The 18,806-nt window shown below is 35.9% G+C and carries 20 protein-coding genes and 1 pseudogene; all 21 read left to right on the forward strand.

Features of this window, described 5'->3' with window-relative positions:
* Window positions 1-2: 2 nt before the first annotated feature.
* The 21 genes and pseudogenes from udk (at window position 3) to holA (ending at window position 18,726) form a co-directional block, all read left to right on the forward strand.
* Window positions 3-629, forward strand: coding sequence for a uridine kinase (gene udk, locus C7J88_RS01970; protein ID WP_095116683.1), 627 nt, complete (start codon window positions 3-5; stop codon window positions 627-629).
* A gap of 26 nt (window positions 630-655) precedes the next feature.
* Window positions 656-1,132: a transcription elongation factor GreA gene (gene greA, locus C7J88_RS01975; protein WP_095116685.1), complete on the forward strand. Its 477-nt coding sequence runs from the start codon at window positions 656-658 to the stop codon at window positions 1,130-1,132.
* 1,627 nt (window positions 1,133-2,759) lie between these two features.
* A complete protein-coding gene (pxpB, locus tag C7J88_RS01980; RefSeq protein ID WP_095116687.1) occupies window positions 2,760-3,491 on the forward strand; it encodes a 5-oxoprolinase subunit PxpB in 732 nt (243 codons plus the stop codon).
* Entirely contained in the window at window positions 3,481-4,506 is a 1,026-nt protein-coding gene (locus C7J88_RS01985) for a 5-oxoprolinase subunit C family protein (RefSeq protein ID WP_095116689.1), read from the forward strand. The genes pxpB and C7J88_RS01985 overlap by 11 nt, the downstream gene beginning before the upstream one ends.
* On the forward strand, window positions 4,497-4,937 hold the full coding sequence (locus C7J88_RS01990; RefSeq protein WP_095116691.1) for an acetyl-CoA carboxylase biotin carboxyl carrier protein: 441 nt from the start codon (window positions 4,497-4,499) through the stop codon (window positions 4,935-4,937). The genes C7J88_RS01985 and C7J88_RS01990 overlap by 10 nt, the downstream gene beginning before the upstream one ends.
* Window positions 4,938-4,949: 12 nt before the next feature.
* The gene (locus tag C7J88_RS01995; protein WP_095116693.1) at window positions 4,950-6,314 is read left to right on the forward strand and encodes an acetyl-CoA carboxylase biotin carboxylase subunit; all 1,365 of its coding nucleotides are present in this window, start codon (window positions 4,950-4,952) and stop codon (window positions 6,312-6,314) included.
* Complete coding sequence (gene pxpA / locus C7J88_RS02000) at window positions 6,307-7,068, forward strand: 5-oxoprolinase subunit PxpA (protein ID WP_095116695.1); 762 nt, start codon at window positions 6,307-6,309, stop codon at window positions 7,066-7,068. Before C7J88_RS01995 ends, pxpA begins: the two co-directional genes overlap by 8 nt.
* A gap of 3 nt (window positions 7,069-7,071) precedes the next feature.
* A complete protein-coding gene (locus C7J88_RS02005) occupies window positions 7,072-8,310 on the forward strand; it encodes an NRAMP family divalent metal transporter (RefSeq protein WP_095116697.1) in 1,239 nt (412 codons plus the stop codon).
* Between the two features lie 170 nt (window positions 8,311-8,480).
* Window positions 8,481-9,167 carry a 5'-methylthioadenosine/S-adenosylhomocysteine nucleosidase gene (gene mtnN / locus C7J88_RS02010; protein ID WP_095116699.1) on the forward strand — a complete coding sequence of 229 codons (687 nt, stop codon included), beginning with the start codon at window positions 8,481-8,483 and terminating at the stop codon, window positions 9,165-9,167.
* Window positions 9,168-9,240: 73 nt separating this feature from the next.
* Window positions 9,241-9,768, forward strand: coding sequence for a YqeG family HAD IIIA-type phosphatase (locus C7J88_RS02015; RefSeq protein WP_095116701.1), 528 nt, complete (start codon window positions 9,241-9,243; stop codon window positions 9,766-9,768).
* A gap of 1 nt (window position 9,769) precedes the next feature.
* Window positions 9,770-10,870 (forward strand): ribosome biogenesis GTPase YqeH, encoded by a 1,101-nt coding sequence (yqeH, locus tag C7J88_RS02020; protein ID WP_095116702.1) that lies wholly within the window; start codon window positions 9,770-9,772, stop codon window positions 10,868-10,870.
* Window positions 10,871-10,882: 12 nt separating this feature from the next.
* Window positions 10,883-11,689, forward strand: coding sequence for a shikimate dehydrogenase (aroE, locus tag C7J88_RS02025; RefSeq protein ID WP_095116704.1), 807 nt, complete (start codon window positions 10,883-10,885; stop codon window positions 11,687-11,689).
* A gap of 19 nt (window positions 11,690-11,708) precedes the next feature.
* Window positions 11,709-12,002 (forward strand): ribosome assembly RNA-binding protein YhbY, encoded by a 294-nt coding sequence (gene yhbY, locus C7J88_RS02030; RefSeq protein ID WP_095116706.1) that lies wholly within the window; start codon window positions 11,709-11,711, stop codon window positions 12,000-12,002.
* Window positions 12,002-12,568: a nicotinate (nicotinamide) nucleotide adenylyltransferase gene (gene nadD / locus C7J88_RS02035; RefSeq protein WP_095116707.1), complete on the forward strand. Its 567-nt coding sequence runs from the start codon at window positions 12,002-12,004 to the stop codon at window positions 12,566-12,568. Before yhbY ends, nadD begins: the two co-directional genes overlap by 1 nt.
* A pseudogene (gene yqeK, locus C7J88_RS02040) lies at window positions 12,561-13,144 on the forward strand (bis(5'-nucleosyl)-tetraphosphatase (symmetrical) YqeK). Before nadD ends, yqeK begins: the two are co-directional and overlap by 8 nt.
* Window positions 13,145-13,501 (forward strand): ribosome silencing factor, encoded by a 357-nt coding sequence (gene rsfS, locus C7J88_RS02045; protein WP_095116709.1) that lies wholly within the window; start codon window positions 13,145-13,147, stop codon window positions 13,499-13,501. It begins immediately after the preceding pseudogene.
* Complete coding sequence (locus tag C7J88_RS02050) at window positions 13,501-14,223, forward strand: class I SAM-dependent DNA methyltransferase (RefSeq protein WP_095116711.1); 723 nt, start codon at window positions 13,501-13,503, stop codon at window positions 14,221-14,223. Before rsfS ends, C7J88_RS02050 begins: the two co-directional genes overlap by 1 nt.
* 52 nt (window positions 14,224-14,275) lie before the next feature.
* Entirely contained in the window at window positions 14,276-14,926 is a 651-nt protein-coding gene (locus C7J88_RS02055; protein WP_095116713.1) for a helix-hairpin-helix domain-containing protein, read from the forward strand.
* A gap of 69 nt (window positions 14,927-14,995) precedes the next feature.
* Window positions 14,996-15,460, forward strand: coding sequence for a ComE operon protein 2 (locus C7J88_RS02060; protein WP_095116715.1), 465 nt, complete (start codon window positions 14,996-14,998; stop codon window positions 15,458-15,460).
* A 224-nt stretch (window positions 15,461-15,684) separates the two neighbouring features.
* Complete coding sequence (locus C7J88_RS02065) at window positions 15,685-17,688, forward strand: DNA internalization-related competence protein ComEC/Rec2 (RefSeq protein WP_157728685.1); 2,004 nt, start codon at window positions 15,685-15,687, stop codon at window positions 17,686-17,688.
* Window positions 17,689-17,751: 63 nt separating this feature from the next.
* On the forward strand, window positions 17,752-18,726 hold the full coding sequence (gene holA / locus C7J88_RS02070; RefSeq protein ID WP_095116719.1) for a DNA polymerase III subunit delta: 975 nt from the start codon (window positions 17,752-17,754) through the stop codon (window positions 18,724-18,726).
* The last annotated feature ends 80 nt before the right edge of the window (window positions 18,727-18,806 follow it).

Here is an 18,806-nt window from a genome sequence, read left to right on the forward strand (position 1 = left end):
CAATGGCGCCTACAACAATTATTGGTATTGCAGGTGGCTCAGGTTCTGGTAAAACTTCGGTCACGAATAAGATCATGAATAATTTAGAAGGCCATAGTGTGGCGTTGATTGAACAAGACTATTACTATAAAGATCAATCTCATCTTACGTTTGAAGAACGTTTAGAAACGAATTATGATCATCCATTTGCGTTTGATAATGATTTATTAATTCAGAATTTGCGAGACTTGTGTGCAGGTCATGAAGTAGAAGTGCCGACTTACGACTATACAAACCATACACGTAGTGAGAAAACCATTGCATTTCAACCTAAAGATGTTATTATCGTAGAAGGTATATTTGCGCTTGAAAACGAAGAACTTCGCAATCTAATGGATGTGAAGATATATGTCGATACAGATGCTGACTTACGAATTTTACGCCGTTTATTACGTGATACACGTGAACGTGGTCGTACAATGGACTCAGTCATTGATCAGTATCTTAGCGTCGTTCGCCCAATGCATAATCAATTTATCGAGCCAACGAAGAAGTTTGCAGATATTATTATTCCAGAAGGTGGTAGCAATAAGGTAGCTATCGACATTATGACAACAAAGATTCAAGCACTCGTTCAGAAGAAAGATTAATCCAGTAAAAAAAGGAAGATGAACATATGGAAAACCAAAAACAATACCCAATGACACAAGAAGGTTTTGAAAAACTCGAACAAGAATTAGAAGAGTTAAAAACCGTTAAACGACCTGAAGTCGTAGAAAAAATTAAGGTTGCACGTAGTTTTGGTGACCTATCTGAGAACTCTGAGTATGATGCTGCAAAAGATGAACAAGGTTTCATTGAGCAAGATATTCAACGCATTGAAACAATGTTACGCCATGCGCTTATTATTGAAGATACTGGCGATAATAATGTTGTTCAAATTGGTAAGACAGTGACATTTGTTGAATTACCTGGTGACGATGAAGAAAGCTACCAAATTGTTGGTTCTGCTGAATCAGATGCATTTAACGGTAAAATTTCAAATGAATCTCCAATGGCACAAGCATTAATCGGTAAGCATTTAAATGATGAAGTACGTGTGCCACTACCAAATGGTGGAGAAATGAACGTTAAAATTACAAACATTCAATAATAAATAATTTTTGACCAAGGCGTGAATGCAACGTCTTGGTTTTTATATTTGTCTATTTTTTGATGGTGGGTAGTTAATGATAAAGTAATCAATGTTATAGTTATCATATTCAAAACATCTAATTATTGCTTAATGCATTTCAGCTAAAAATCAAAAGGTGGTTATACATTTTATGAAAACCATTGTTTTATGATAATTGTGGATATGTTATAAGCACGGCCAATTTCCATCACACAACAATCTGGTGTAACCATGTTTTAAATGACTAATTTCAAATGATTAGCAACTGAAAGGATGAACTTAAAAATAGTGTAAGGTTGTAATAACATAGTTTATGAACCTGAAAATCTTAAAAGAAAAAAGGCAATGTATGAAAAAGGGATAAATGGATGACGCGTTTATTATATTTATTTTGGATTATACTGATATTCGTTTATGTGTATTTAGCATATCCATATGAAAATACGACGCTTCGTTTTTTAGGTGTTATTATTGGGGAGGGCAGTTATTTTTTCTATAATATTCGTTGTGATTGTGTTTTTTGTATTCGTATATCGAGGTAATTCGTTTAGAAAACAAAATAATAACATTGTAAAAGAATTTAATGAGAACAGAAATGGAAAGCTGTTTTTAAAAAATTACTTGGTTTAGATATAAAGCCTAAATCTATAAATGATGAGATAGTGTGGTATCTTAATATTGCAATTGCATTGAATAATCTAGGATGACAAAGTGAGTGCGTATTATTATGCAAACAATTAGAAGATGTTGCCCCTGAAAATTACAAATAACTTATTCAACAAGTCATGGATTCCAACAAAAATATCTAGAGATTGAGACATAATGAACTTGTATTCTGGAAGTCGATTGTCAGTAAACAAGAAGCAGAATTCTCAACAGAACTGAGATGATTTCAGCAAAATTAGAAAAGCAATTTTGCTCATCGTTCGGTGCTGCTCAAATCATAAGCACTTTTGTCCTAACCTCTTTTATTTTTAATCTAATACTTTCATGCTAAATTCTGATACATAACCATATATCCTTACTATTGGAGTAGGGCAGAAATATTTATCACTATAAAAGATTTTCTCGTCCCACCACGGCAAGGGTGATCAGAAGTGAAAAAAGTTTTTAAAAAGGCGTTTTCACTTCAGAGACCCACTGCCATTATACTGATTTCTATATTCAAAAGAAAGGGGCTGAGCACTATGTCTCAACCCCATATTGAAACAACTATAAGAATATACAAAGAAACTTCCTTCTATCTCGTTAACATTACAATGAGTTTTAGAAGGATTTTTTAATTTTTAATTATAAAACGATTCAATTTCCTTATCATTCACAAGTCCTTTTAGACGTGTTTTACATTGGATGTCAATATAAAAATAGAATAGTTTTTATGATTTTTATATTTCAACGTGCTAAATTTATATAACTTAATATTTATAAAGTCATTGATATAACGGGCTTTATAGTGTTGGTAATTACATTTTACATGTTTTTAATTTTGTTCATTTATACAAAAATGCGTTGTACTGCTTATTATCTTGAGAAAACATTGAATTGTCAGTGTATACCAATGATGATAAAATATTTTAATGTAAGGGATTACGGAAGGGGGATGAAAATGGAATTTAAACAAATTAGCGAACAATCTTTTATGATATATTTCGATACAATAATTAATGAAGACATCTTCAATCAAGTCAATGCGATAGCTGACTATTTGAAATCATTAAATCATCCACATATTCAAGAGATTGTTCCATCATATCGAGCCATTCTTGTTTATTTCGATGGCATCTCAGTCACTTATGAAACAGTGTTAGACGAACTTGGATTGTCTACATATGAATTTTCTTCAACAGAAATCAACCAACCGAGACGTGTTGTCAACATTCCTGTTCTATATGGCGGGAAATGGGGACCAGATTTGGAATATGTAGCAGAATATCACAAGTTATCTGTTGAAGAAGTGATTCAATATCATATTGAAGGATATTATCTTGTTTATATGATTGGTTTTATGCCTGGCTTTCCATTTTTAGGTGGTTTGAATGCACGTATTCACACACCGCGTAAGGAAGAGCCACGTTTGAAGATTCCTGCAGGTTCTGTGGGGATTGCAAATAATCAAACAGGATTATACCCTGCAGATTCTCCAGGTGGTTGGCAAATTATAGGGCGCACACCAATCGATGTTTTTGATTTAAAACGTGATCCTAAAATTCTCTATCAACCTGGCGATAAAATTAAATTTTATGCGATCAACGAAGAAGAATTCCTACATATTCAAAAATATGTAGAAAAAGGACGATTAAATTATGATGAGTGGGTGAGAATCGGCTATGAGCATTAAAATATTAAAGCCTGGATTATTTACAACTGTTCAAGATTTAGGGCGTTTTGGACATCAAGCTGAAGGGTTCTCTCCTGCGGGTGTGATGGATCGTCCAAGTTATGAGATATTGAATGCACTACTTGAAACAGAACAACAACCAGCATTGGAAATTACAATGATTGGACCGAAGATTCAGTTTCTGTCCCAAAATTTATTTGCCATTACAGGTGCAGAGTTTTCAGCCACGCTTAATGGTGAAGCAATTCCACATCAAACAGTCATCAAGGCAGAAGATGGTGATATCTTAGATTTAGGAGCGGCAAAAGAAGGCATGCGTGCATACATCGGTTTCGCTGAACAACTTGATATTCCTTTAGTGGAGGGGAGTTATTCAACGCATACACGCACGAAAGTTGGTGGTTATAAAGGGCGTGTTCTTAAAGAGAATGATATTATACCGACATGCGCAACAAACATGGATATCAGTCTGATTGGACGTTCAAGTGACTTCAGAAGTTATAGCCCAAACAACAACCTACCAATAGGGATAATGGATGGGCCTCAGCTAGATTCGTTCTCAAAACGAACAATTGCAGAAATTGAACATATTGAATTCCAAGTATCAGAGAGCTCAGATCGAATGGGTTACCGTTTAAAAGGTGGTTCAATCAAGCCAATGGAAAGTGCAGATATTATTTCTGAACCCGTTGCATTAGGAAGTATACAAGTACCAAAGGATGGTAATCCAATTATCTTGTTAAACGATCGTCAAACAGTAGGCGGATATACAAAGATTGGTACAGTCATTGATAGCGACCTTGTAGATGTTATTCAAAAACGACCTGGCGAGAAAATACAGTTCGAGTGGGTCACTTTTAATGAAGCAAATGAAATTCTTGCACGCAAAGGCCGTAAACTTGCCGATGCAAAAGAGAAATTGCGACGATATCCGCAACGTTATTTGAAAAATATACGACCAACACAACGAAAAATAAAAAGTGTATTAAAAGGAGATAGTATACCATGGACTTAAAACAAATCGAACAAACACTTACTTTATTAAAAACATACGGTGTCAAACACTTCCGATATGGTGATGAAGATATGGAGTTAGAACTTGATTTACCTGCAACACAACAAAGTGAAGAATATCAAGTGTCACCACAAGCACCAGTACAATCAGCATCACAAGTAGCACAAACTCAAGAAGAAACATCAGAAGATACATTTAAAGAAATCCGTTCTCAAATGATTGGTACATTCTATCTACAAGATGAAAAAGAATTAACAAAACCAGTCATTAAAGTTGGGGATGTAATTCAAAAGGGTGATATTATCGGCTACGTTGAAGCAATGAAAGTGATGAATGAAGTAACTGCTGACGAAAGTGGTGAAATTGTAGAAATCCTTGTTGATCACGGCGAAAATATTGAACACAATCAATGTATCGTTAAATTAAAGTAAGGGGGCGTACTGATGTATCGAGTATTAGTCGCAAATAGAGGAGAAATTGCAGTAAGAATTATTCGTGCATTGCGTGAAATGAATATGGAATCAGTTGCTGTGTATGCAGTAGGCGACGAAGATAGTTTGCATGTAAAACTTGCAGATCACGCAGTATGTATCGGGAATGCAAACCCACTAGATAGTTACCTTAATATTCATAACATTCTTTCGGCTGCTGAAATAACGAATGCCAATGCCGTTCATCCAGGATATGGATTTCTATCTGAGAGTCCTGTTTTTGCAGAAAAGGTAGAAAATGAAGGGCTATATTTCATCGGCCCAACCAAATCTACAATGGAATTGATGGGTGATAAAATTACAGCACGTCAAACAGTCGATCAAGCGGGTGTTCCAATAATTCCGGGATCTAAATCATCTGTTGAATCTGTTGATGAAGTGAAAACACTAGCCGAATCTCTCGGCTATCCACTTGTTTTAAAAGCAGCAAGCGGTGGTGGCGGCAAAGGGATCCGTATTGTAAAAGACGAAAGTATGTTGGAACAAACGTTTAAAGAGGCGAAAAGTGAAGGAAATAAATACTTTAATGATGATCGTGTTTATGTTGAAGCCTTTATTCCTGTCGCTAAGCACGTTGAGGTACAAGTACTTGGAGATGGTGAAACGAACTTTATTCATTTAGGAGAGCGTGACTGTTCTGTACAACGTAAAAACCAAAAGTTAATTGAAGAATCACCTTGCAGTGCTTTAACACCTGAGAAGCGTGAAAAGATGTGTCATGATGCAGTGAAAGTGGCACGTGCATCAAAATATCGTAGTGCAGGAACAATTGAATTTTTAGTGACTGAAGATGCGTATTATTTCATTGAGATGAATGCACGTATCCAAGTCGAACATACAGTTACTGAGATGCGTACGAATGTTGACCTTGTATGCGAACAACTTCGCATTATGCAAAATGGCACATTGTCATTGAAACAAGAAGATATTCCATTTGAAGGTCATGTTATCGAAGCACGTATTAATGCTGAGAATCCAGAACAGGCGTTCAGACCAACTCCGGGGACTGTTCAAAGACTACATTTACCACAAGGATTTAATGTACGTGTTGACTCACTGCTTTATAGTGGTTATACTGTTTCTTCATATTATGATTCTTTAGTTGCTAAAGTAATCGTCAAAGGAGATAATCGTGAACATGCCATTAATAAGTTAAAAGTGACATTGGATGAAATGATTATCGATGGCTTTACGACAACGGCAGACTTCTTATATGCAGTTCTCTCTTATCCACCATACTGTGAGGGGGATGCGAGCGAAGTTGATATTAAGTTTTTAGAACGTCATGATATTATCAAGGGGGTTCAACATGGTTAAAGTTGATTTGAACTGTGATTTAGGTGAAAGTTTCGGTAATTATAAGGTAGGCAATGATGAAGCTGTTTTACCACTCATCACTTCTGCAAATGTGGCATGTGGATTTCATGCAGGTGACGAAAATGTCATGGCACAAACAGTTAAATATGCGAAACAACACAATGTCAGCGTCGGGGCACACCCGGGATTTCCTGACTTACAAGGGTTTGGACGTCGCAATTTAGATATGTCGCCTGAAGAAGTGTATCACATGATGGTTTATCAAATCGGGGCGTTGAAAGCATTTTGTGATATTGAAGGAGTTACTCTCAATCATGTCAAACCACACGGTGCATTATATCAAATGGGGGCAATAGATCGAGATATTGCACGTGCCATAGCAGAAGCAGTTTATGCGGTTGATCCTAAACTGTATCTCGTTGGACTTTCTAATTCAATTCAATTAGAAGAAGCAGAAAAGGTTGGATTGCCAACAGCCTCAGAAGTATTTGCTGACCGTCGTTATGAAAAAGATGGCCAGTTGGTGAGCAGAAGAAAACAGGGCGCACTCATCGAAGACACATCAGAAGCCATTCAACAAGTCATTCGTATGGTGACAGAAGGTAAGACAACAGCAATTACGGGAGAAGAGATAGAGATTAAAGCGGATACTATTTGTGTGCATGGTGATGGTGCACATGCATTAGAATTTGTAAAACAGATTAGAGAGCAACTTACAGAAGTAGGAGTCAAGATAGTTAAATTAGGGGGCTAATGAATGAAATCTAATTCGAATAAAATTGAAAATCCAGGTGAATTCCAGTTCACAAAAGCACACAGGCGTCTATTACTAGGATCAGTCTTCTTGATGGCAACATCAGCAATCGGACCAGCCTTTTTAACACAAACAGCAGTATTTACAGAACAATTTTTAGCAAGTTTTGCATTTGCAATTTTATTATCTATTATTATTGATATTGGTGCACAAATTAACATTTGGCGTGTATTAGTCGTGACAGGCTATCGAGGGCAAGAAATTGCGAACGAAGTCGTGAAAGGACTCGGAACGTTTATTTCCATTCTAATTGCAATCGGTGGTTTAGCGTTTAATATCGGTAACATTGCAGGGGCAGGACTTGGTTTAAATGCCATTTTCGGTATTGACGTACGTGTAGGTGCGGCAATTACAGCTGTTATCTCAATTCTCGTCTTTATTTCAAAAAATGGGCAAAAAATGATGGACTTTGTGACTATGCTATTAGGTATTTTAATGATTGCAGTTGTTGCGTATGTCATGGTGCAATCAAACCCACCATATGCAGATGCAGCGAAACATATGATATTACCTGAAAATCCAGCGGCACTCGTTTTACCAATCATTACACTTGTAGGTGGAACGGTTGGTGGTTATATTACATTTGCTGGTGCACACAGAATCCTTGATGCAGACATTAAAGGGAAAGATTACTTACCCTTCGTCAATCGTTCAGCGATCACAGGTATTTTAACAACAGGCGTTATGCGTGGTCTTTTATTCTTAGCGGTATTAGGTGTTGTTGTGACGGGCGTTACTTTAAATCCAGAAAATCCACCTGCATCTGTTTTTGAACATGCGATTGGTCCAGTTGGTAAAAATATCTTTGGTGTTGTATTGTTTGCTGCGGCGATGTCATCAGTTATTGGATCAGCATATACGAGTACGACATTTATCAAGACATTGCACAAAAAGTTAAATAAGTTTGATAACTATGTGGTAATTGCATTTATCCTTATATCAACATTAATTTTCTTATCAATTGGTAAACCGGTCAAATTATTAATCGTTGCTGGTGCATTGAACGGTTTGATTTTGCCAATTACATTAGGGACAGTTTTAATCGCTTCGAAAAACAAGCGAATTGTTGGCGACTATCAACACCCAACATGGATGCTTATTTTTGGTATTGTAGCAGTTATTGTAACGCTTTTCACAGGATTTTTCTCATTCCAAGGACTCGCACAACTTTGGACACAATAATTAACTAAAGAGATGTATTTGGTCGAGATAACTGAGGTTGTCTCGGCTTTTTTCTATTGAGCTATAAATAAGGATTAATGCATTTGTACGAAATCAAGTGAGACGTTATATGAAAATGTGGTAAAATAGCACCGACTCAATAAACAGGACTTAATACTAGGAGGCATAACATGATAGGTATTATCGGTGCAATGGAAGAAGAAGTTGAAATTCTAAAGCAGCAATTAACAGAACTTGAAGAAACTCAAATTGCGCACACGCGTTTTTATAAAGGAATCTTAGATGGAAATGAAGTTGTTTTGTTACAAAGTGGTATTGGTAAGGTGAATGTAGCCATTTCAACAGCACTTTTGATTGATCGTTTTAATCCTGACTATGTGATTAATACAGGATCAGCTGGGGGATTACAACCGGGTCTAATGCTAGGAGATGTTGTTATCAGTACTCAAGTTGGCTATCATGATGCAGATGCTCGTACATTCGGATATGAAATGGGACAAATTCCAGGCATGCCGGCCGCATATAACGCAGATGACTATTTGATTGGCAAAGTGAAACAAGTGTTACAAACAATGGATCAAGTAGCGATGGAAGGGCTCATTGTATCAGGTGACAGCTTTATTGGAACTGAGGCACAACGTGAAACGATTCTGAAACATTTTCCATATGCGATTGCTTCAGAAATGGAAGCTGCAGCGATTGCACAAACGTGTTATCAATTCGGCAAACCTTTCATTGTGACACGTGCAATTTCAGACTTGGCTGATGGTGAAGCAAGCATGACGTTTGATGAATTTTTAAAAGTGGCTTCAAAGTCTTCAAGTAAAATGGTGCAAGCACTTGTAAAAGAACTGTAAGATGTTGTGTTAGAGAGCGAATAAGATATGTTATAATAATAGGAATGAAGTTATTTAATTTTGGAGGCACATCATGGGGATTTTAAAGAGATTATTTTTACCCAATCAATATGTGAAAGACATTCACGAAATTGATTTCCAGCAGTTAGAAAAACTAGATATTCGTGGTATCATCACGGATCTTGATAATACGCTTGTTGGATGGGATGAAGCGAATCCGACACCAAAAGTTGAAGAATGGTTTAAAACGATCGATGAACGCGGCTTTAAAGTGACGGTTGTTTCAAATAATAATGAAAAAAGAGTAAAAGCATTTTGTAAGGGTTTGAATGTAGATTATATATTCAAAGCACAGAAACCGCGTGGAAAGTCATTGCGCAAGGCTACTCGTAAAATGGGATTGAAAAAGGAACAAGTCGTTGTCATCGGTGATCAAATGATGACCGATGTATTTGGTGGTAATCGTAGTGGCCTGTACACGATTATGGTTGTTCCAGTTAAAAATTCAGATGGCTTAGCAACGAAGGTAAATCGTTTGATTGAACGTCGTATTCTTAGTCATTTCAAACGTAAAGGTTACATTACATGGGAGGAGTCATGATATGTCGGCAGCATTAAAATGTATCGGGTGCGGGGCAACGTTACAGTCGGAAAATCCAAGTGAAGCGGGATATGTTCCAAAAGCAAGCTTGGACAAAGAAGATGTCATTTGTCGACGTTGTTTTCGTTTGAAAAATTACAACGAAGTACAAGATGTTGGTATGGAAAGTGAAGACTTTTTAACGTTACTGAATAGTTTAGCGGATAAAAAAGGGATTGTTGTGAATGTTGTTGACGTTTTTGACTTTGAAGGTTCATTTATCCATGCGTTAAAACGTATTGTCGGCAATAAAAAAATTATTCTTGCTGCAAACAAAATTGACTTGTTACCAAAGCAAATTAATAAACGACGTGTGACAGAATGGTTACGTCGCAGTGCAAAAGCATATGGTTTGAATCCAGAAGATGTCGTGCTTTTATCTGCAATGAAAGGCTATGGTATTGAGGACTTAATGACAGCGATTGAAAGACATCGCAATCAACAAGATGTCTTTATCGTAGGAACGACAAATGTCGGTAAATCAACGTTAGTGAATAAGTTGATCGAAGAAAGTGTCGGGGAGAAGAATGTTATCACGACTTCTAAAGTGCCAGGTACAACACTTGACATGATTGATATTCCTTTAGACGATCACAGTTTTATGTATGATACACCGGGTGTCGTTCAAGCACATCAAATGACGCACTATGTGACGACAAAAGAACTTAACTTGATTATGCCGAAAAAAGAAATCAAGCAGCGCGTGTTCCAATTGAACGAAGCACAATCTTTATTCTTTGGTGGTCTTGCAAGAATTGATTATATCAACGGTGGCAAACGCCCATTGATTTGCTATTTTTCAAATGAGTTGCACATTCATCGTACAAAACTTGAAAAAGCTGATAAATTATGGCGTGAACAACTGGGAGATTTATTAACTCCGCCATCACAACGTGAAAACTTTGATTTTGACAATTTAAAACAAGTCTCCCTAAGCACTGAAGATGGAAAAAAAGATGTCATGATCGCTGGTCTTGGATTTGTTACGATTGATGAAGGAGCTGACGTTGTCGTTACTGTACCTGAAAACGTAGAAGTGTACTTACGCCCATCAATTATGTAGGAGGGGAAATGCATGAAGTTTGCTGTAATTGGTCACCCGATTGATCATTCACTGTCACCCATTATGCATCATGCGAATTTTGATGCGTTGGATCTGGAGTATGGCTATCAAGCGTTGAATATTCCACCAGCGCATTTCGAGCATTTAAGAGATATTGTATCAGAATATGAATTAGATGGTTTTAATGTGACAATTCCTCACAAAGAACGCGTCATTCCTTATTTAGATGAACTTACCGACGAAGCTAAAGCGATTGGGGCGGTGAATACCGTTCGCATTGATGGTGAGCGTTGGGTCGGCCACAATACAGATGGACTTGGTTTTGTGAAAGGTTTGCTCGAGTATTACGGTGATCTGTCTGATGCGAAAGTTCTAATTATCGGTGCAGGTGGGGCGAGTAAAGGGATTGCTTATTCGCTATCTCATAGAACAAAGCATCCGATTGCCGTTGCAAATCGTACAATGTCACGGTTTGAAGATTGGCAATTTGAAGTGACACCCTATCCTTTATCAGAAGTAGACGATATCGCTCATCATTACGATATTATTATTAATACAACACCTGTTGGTATGCACACATCAACAGAACAAGTCGTATCATTGCAACAATTAAAGCCGGATGTCTTAGTCTGTGATATTATTTATATTCCTGCAGAGACATCCTTTCTAAAAACAGCTAAAATGCAAGGTTACAATATATATAACGGTCTTGATATGTTCATATATCAAGGTGCAGAAAGTTTTAAATATTGGACAGGATTGCAAGCAGATGTGCATGCAATGCGCAATCGTGTAAAAGAAAAATTATATTCAGATTAAAAATACTTAGGAGGTTACTATGACATTAACTGGAAAGCAAAAACGTTTTTTGAGAAGTCAAGCGCATCATATCGATCCTATTTTCCAAATCGGCAAAGCAGGAATCAACGAAAATATGGTAACGCAAATTGATGAAACATTAGAAAAAAGAGAACTTATTAAAGTGCATATTTTACAAAATAATTTAGATGATAAAAATGAATTGGCAGAAACATTAGCGCATGCAACGAATAGCTACCTCGTTCAATTAATTGGTTCTATCATCGTGTTATATCGTGAATCTAACGAAAACAAACAAATCGAGTTACCATAATGAAATGCATCGTCATTTATGGGGGGCAATTCAATCCGATTCATAGCGCTCATGAAATGATAGCGAGTGAAGTAAATGCAGCATTAAAACCTGATGAATTTTATTTCATGCCAAGCTATTTGTCACCACTTAAGGTTCATGAGCAACCGATCCCCATTAAAGATCGGCTTGCTATGATTCAACTTGTAATCGATAACTTAGGCTTTGGTGAACTGCGCACGGATGAAATTGAACGCAAAGGTAAAAGTTATACGTATGATACGATAAAAGCTATATACGATGAAGATCCGAATGTTTCAATATTTTTTGTGATTGGCACCGATCAGTATGATCAATTAGATAAATGGTATCGTATCAACGACTTAAAACAAATTGTGACGTTTATCGTTGTAAATCGTGGTCGAAAAATAGAAAGTGCTGACGCATCTATTAAGCCACTCGAAATTCCAGAAATGGCAATTAGCTCTACAATCATACGAGAAAAGTGCAAAAATCATGAAACGATTCATATGTGGGTGCCATTAAATGTAGAGTCGTATATCTTGAGGAGGGGTTTGTATGGATAAACAATTTGCAATTGAACTTGTTGAACAAAAATTACCGAAAAAGCGTTTTAAACACTCTTTAAGGGTTGCTGAAACAGCAGTGAAGTTAGCAGAGATTTATGAAGGGGACAAAGAAAAAGCTGAGCTCGCAGGTATTTTACATGACTTCTGCAAATATGATGAATTAAGCTATTTGTATCAACAAGTAACAAAATATCAATTGGACTCAAACTTATTAAGTTACGGTTCTGAAATTTTACATGGCCCAGTGTGCGCCGTTATTATGGAGCATCAATATGGTGTGACGGACGAAGAGGTATTGCAAGCGATATATAATCATACAACTGGTCGAAGTAAAATGACTAAAACGGAAAAGTTAGTCTTTATTGCTGACTATATCGAACCCAAGAGAGAAATTCCAGGTGTTGAAGAAATTCGTAAACTCGTATATAGTGGTGGCGGTTTAGACCGTACTATTTATGAAATATCAAAAAGAACAGTCTTGCATTTAGTCAATAAAGATGTCAGTGTGTATCAATCGACAATTGATTGTCTAAATTACTATAATCTGAACGAAAAAAATTAAAGGATGATTAAATGAACGCAAATGAATTATTAACGTTAACTGTACAGGCAGTAGATGAAAAAAAAGCAGAAGATATTATTTCAATTAATATGCAAGGAATCTCAGATATTGCTGACTATTTTTTAGTGTGTCATGGTAACAATGAACGTCAAGTTCAAGCGATTGCTAAAGCGGCAAAAGACAAAGCAGAAGAACAAGGCATTCATGTGAAACGCATGGAGGGCTACGATGAAGCACGTTGGATTTTAATTGATCTTGCAGATGTTGTTGTGCATGTTTTTCATAAAGATGAGCGTGATTACTACAATCTTGAAAAGTTATATCAAGATGCTGAAATTTTAGGCTATCAAGAGGTTATTAAGTCATAATGGCGTACCAAACACTCAGTGCTTTTTATGATCAATTGACAGACGATCAACCTTATCATCGTTGGCAAGAAATTGTCCAGCATTTTTTACCTAAATCTCATGTGTCATCTATATTAGATTTAGGATGTGGCACCGGAACTTTAACGACTACATTTCTAAATTTTTCTGATGAAGTCATCGGAATGGATTTAAGTGAAGAAATGGTAGCATTTGCACAACAAAAAAATGACAAAATAACATGGAAAGTCGGGGACATGTCTGATTTTCAACTGTCAAAACGTTTTGATGCTATTACGATATTATGTGATTCGTTAAATTACTTGGCAGATGAAGAAGATGTACTTGCTACGTTTAACCATGTACATCAACATTTAAAAAATGATGGCGTGTTGATTTTTGACGTTCATACAACATATAAAATGGAGACACAATTTAACGGTGCGACTTATTTAGACGACCGAGAAAATTTAACACTCGTTTGGCAAACAGAACCAGGCGAATTACCCCATAGTGTGTGGCATGATTTAGTATTTTTCGTTCGAGAAGATAACGGACGATATGTACGCCATGATGAAACACAATTTCAGAGAACACTAGATAAAGCAATCTATCAAAGTATGTTAGAGTCGATTGGTTTTAAAAATATTACAACATTTTATGACTTTGATCTTACATGTGATGACCCTAAAAGTGACAGATTATTTTTTGTTGCTTCCAAATAATAAAAGTAAAATCCCTCCTTTGAGCATGTATATCATCAAAGGAGGGTTTCTCATGTCATTTTTATCACAATTACAAGCATGGTATCTTAAAAATCGCTTACTTGCAACAATCAGTGGAATCGTATTGATAGGTTTATTTGTTGCACTTATTCAATTTGTGCCCACTGAAACAGAACAAGCATCGAGTCCATTACCTATACAACAAAATCCATCGCTAGAGGCGACAACATCAATGACTAAAAATGATAAGATACAAAGCAGTCAACAACAACCTGTCCCAATTGTTGTCGATATTAAAGGCGCTGTTAAGCAACCGAATACTTATCAGATGATGTCAGATGATCGTATAAAACAATTACTTGATAAAGCTGGTATTTTGCCGAACTCAGATTTATCCCAAATCAATCTCGCTGAAAAACTGACTGATCAAAAGATGATATATATCCCTAAAAAGGGGGAACAACCTAAAAATGTTGTTACATCTAATGGTGTGTCTTCATCAACTGAAAAGCAACCAGTGAATTTAAACACCGCACAACTAAGTGATTTAACAAATGTACCGGGAATTGGCCCGGCGAAAGCACAGGCTATTTTGTCATATCGTGAAGAACAGGGGCAATTTCAATCAGTTGAACAATTGAAAGATGTGAAAGGGATTGGTGATAAAACATACGAGAACTTGTGTAGCTATTTTACAGTATGATTGGAGCATGTGTTACTTTGATGTTAAAATCAATTTAAATCATATAAAACGATTGAGAGGAGAGACGAGATGGAAAGAATTGAATGGCATGATTATTTTATGGCACAAGCACATTTACTTGCATTACGATCAACGTGTAAACGTTTATCTGTTGGCGCAACAATTATTAAAGATAACCGAATTATTGCGGGTGGCTATAACGGCTCTGTTGCAGGTGAGGTGCACTGTATCGATGAAGACTGCCTGCTTGAAGATGGCCATTGCATTCGCACAATACACGCAGAAATGAATGCAATACTGCAATGTTCTAAGCAAGGTGTATCAACAGAAGGGGCAACGATTTATGTCACACACTTCCCATGTTTAAATTGTACAAAGTCAATTATTCAAGCAGGTATTAAAACAATTTATTACGCAAAGGATTATCATAATCATGCGTATGCGTTACAATTACTCGAACAATCGGGTGTGAAATATGAACATATCCCATTTGAACCTGAACGCATTGCGAATTATATTTTAGATAGTCAATGATTTATATTTTATTATCATATATTATCGGTCAGTTTGCTTATCACCATATTTTGTCAGCTTGTTTTATCGGTCTCATATTATACATAAGTATGCTGATAAAGCGGCAAGCATTCTTTAAGTTAATGATTGCCAGTCTCATAGGTGTGTTTGGTTACTATATCGAATCATGCGCACCTTCATTGCCCTTACAACAAGATGACTTATCTGATATATCTCAAAAAGTGATGATTCATATTGAAACTTTGCCTGTTTTTAATGGTGATTTCTATCATGCAACAGCAAGCATACATGATCGAACGTATCATTTAACTTTTAAAAACTATAAACATACTCAAAAGCAACTTAACGCTAAATTTTTAGGGCACTATGATTGTATCGTTAATGCCAAAATCAAACCAACAGAACAAGCCACTTCACTCCCTTCTTTATTTGTAACCGAACTTGATCAATCAAAATGTGTCTACCCACATCAAGTCACTTTCAAAGATCGCATCATGATGGTCCGAAATGATGCCATTGAACGTCTTGTCCAATCCAATCTGCCAGGCTACCCATTTATTATTGCACTTGTCACCGGTTCAACAGATTATATTCCATATGTTCAAAAACAACTGTTAAAAGATTTGGGGATTTCTCATTTATTTGCAGTGAGTGGGACGCATGTTGCCATTATGACAGGAATGTTGTATATGATAGGTAAGCGTTGTCCGATTCCGCTCTATTTCACACAAATCTGTATTCTTGTCATACTCCCACTATTTTTAATTTTTTCTGGGAATAGTCCGAGTGCTCAAAGGGCTGTTGCGATGGCTTTTCTCACAATATTATTAGCCCGATTTATTCAGCAGCATGCTTTACTCACCTTATTGCTCTCATATGTTATTTTATCTACTTATCAACCCACTATTCATGCACATGTAGGTTTCCAGTTTTCATACGCTATTTGTTTTCTATTGATTATGCTTCGTGACTCGTATATACATCAACCTTTTCTGCGTGCTACTTTTATAACAAGCTTTATAGCTATTCTTGGTACAGTATCTATCAGCTATTCATACTTTAATGAATTTCAATGGCTAGGACTTTTATCAAATCTCTTTTTTATACCGCTATATGGAATTGCGATTATACCATTATCTTTTCTAGTAACTCTGATAGCATTGCTCATTCCTTCACTTTTATCTTTATTCAAACTTCCATTTTATTTATTGTTTAATATTCATCAATTTTTGACTTTTTGTTTAAAACCACTCATTCGTTGGAAATTAATCTTTCCTTCGTATGGTGAATTAGGGTATGCATTTTGCATTCTTTTTATTTTTACCACTTCCTATTTGTTAGCAAAAAAGAAGTGGAAAATGCTATGTATCTGTGTTTCGATTTTTATCTGTGTAACACAACTGTGTCATCCTCAAGCTGAAAACCGAATGACGCTCATAGATGTTGGGCAAGGGGATGCGATTTTATTTGAGACAACAACAGGGCAAACCCTACTTATCGATACGGGGGGTGAACGAGATAATAAACACATGATGAATAAAGCGTCGATTACTGACCGAAAACTATATCCTTATTTTAAAGAACGAGGCATTCGTAGGATAGATTATTTGATTATTACACATCCGCATGCAGATCATATGGGTGAAATCAGTCATCTTTCTCAACGTGTCGCAATTTCCAATATTGTAATCAATCCAAATCACTTTGATTCTATGAATTTTCAATTAGTTCGTCAGGTTATGCAAGAAGAACGGGCAACATTATGGGACTTTCATCAGCTTCAACATTTAAAATTAGGAGCATTTTCATTCCAATTTTTAAATGCTGATGTGAAACAAAGTGAAGACCCGAATGAACATTCTATTGTGACGTTAGTAAATATTAATCAAACCAAATTATTGTTAATGGGTGATGCCACAGTTAATAACGAAGAACAATTGATGCATACCTATTTGTTACCTAAGATAGATATATTAAAAGTAGGGCATCATGGTAGTAAAACAAGTAGTTCAGCAGCGTTTCTTGAAGTAATAAAGCCTAATCATGCTCTTGTTTCTGTTGGAAAACACAACATGTATCATTTGCCAAGTCCGATTATTATTGATCGTTTTCAGACATATCATATCCCTGTTTTTAGTACGGCAGAGCTACATCATATTGTAGTATCATTTGATAAACATGTTATTCATAGTTATACAATTTCGCATATGATGAGAGCTATGAATTAGAAAGAACAACGAATCAAATCATGTTATAATACGAATACATTGATTTTTGAAAGGGAGAAGTACATGTCGTATTTGCATGTTGTATATGGCGAAGTACCAGAACTCGTCGATAAAGAGAGCGATCAACTTATTGAATCATACTTAGAAAAGGAACCAAAAGATGATTTTAATTTTGTGAAGTATAACTTATATGATACAGAGTTAAATACTATCATGGAAGAAGCTATGACACTGCCTTTCTTTTCGGATAAAAAAGTTGTCTTAGTACAAAATAGTTATATCTTTACTGGGGAAAAAGTAGCCAAAGAGAAACAACCGAACTTAGAAGAATTTATCCGTTTTCTTGAAAACTATGATGGGCAAACCCTTATCGTGTTCCAAGTAAATGCTGTTAAGTTAGATGAACGAAAGAAGGTTGTAAAACTGCTTAAAAAATATGCATCATTAAAAAAAGTTGAACAGTTTACAGAACAAGAGATGAAAACTTGGATTCAAAAGGAGTTACATGAACAGTTTAAAGATATTAAACAAGATGCATTAGATACGTTGATTGGATTGACAGGCATACATTATCGTATCGTTCAACAAGAACTGGAAAAAATAGTTTTATTTATTGGTGATCAACCGACGATCACTAAAAAAGATGTACAAACGATTGTTAATAGAAGTCTTGAGCAAAATGTATTTTTGTTAACCGAATATATTCAAAAAGGACAAAAAGATCGTGCCATTCAACTCATGAAAGATTTAATTCAGTTAAAAGAAGAGCCGATTAAGTTGCTAGCTTTGATAACGAGTAATTATCGCTTATATTATCAATCATTGATTTTGAGTCAAAAAGGGTACTCGCAACAGCAAATTGCGAAAACTGTCGGTGTACATCCATATCGAGTGAAACTAGCATTGCAACAATGCAGAAAATATCAGTTACATCAATTATTGGAGATTATCAATGCCTGTGCTGAAACGGATTACAAACTAAAATCTTCATATATGGATAAAGTACTTATTTTAGAATTATTTATTTTAAGTTTATAAAAATACAGAAGGGTGAGTATGCGATGTTATCTCATCTCATCCTTTTGATAAAATAAAAAAACCGTATTCCATATTGAAAC

This window comes from Staphylococcus muscae, from assembly GCF_003019275.1.
GTDB lineage: Bacteria > Bacillota > Bacilli > Staphylococcales > Staphylococcaceae > Staphylococcus > Staphylococcus muscae.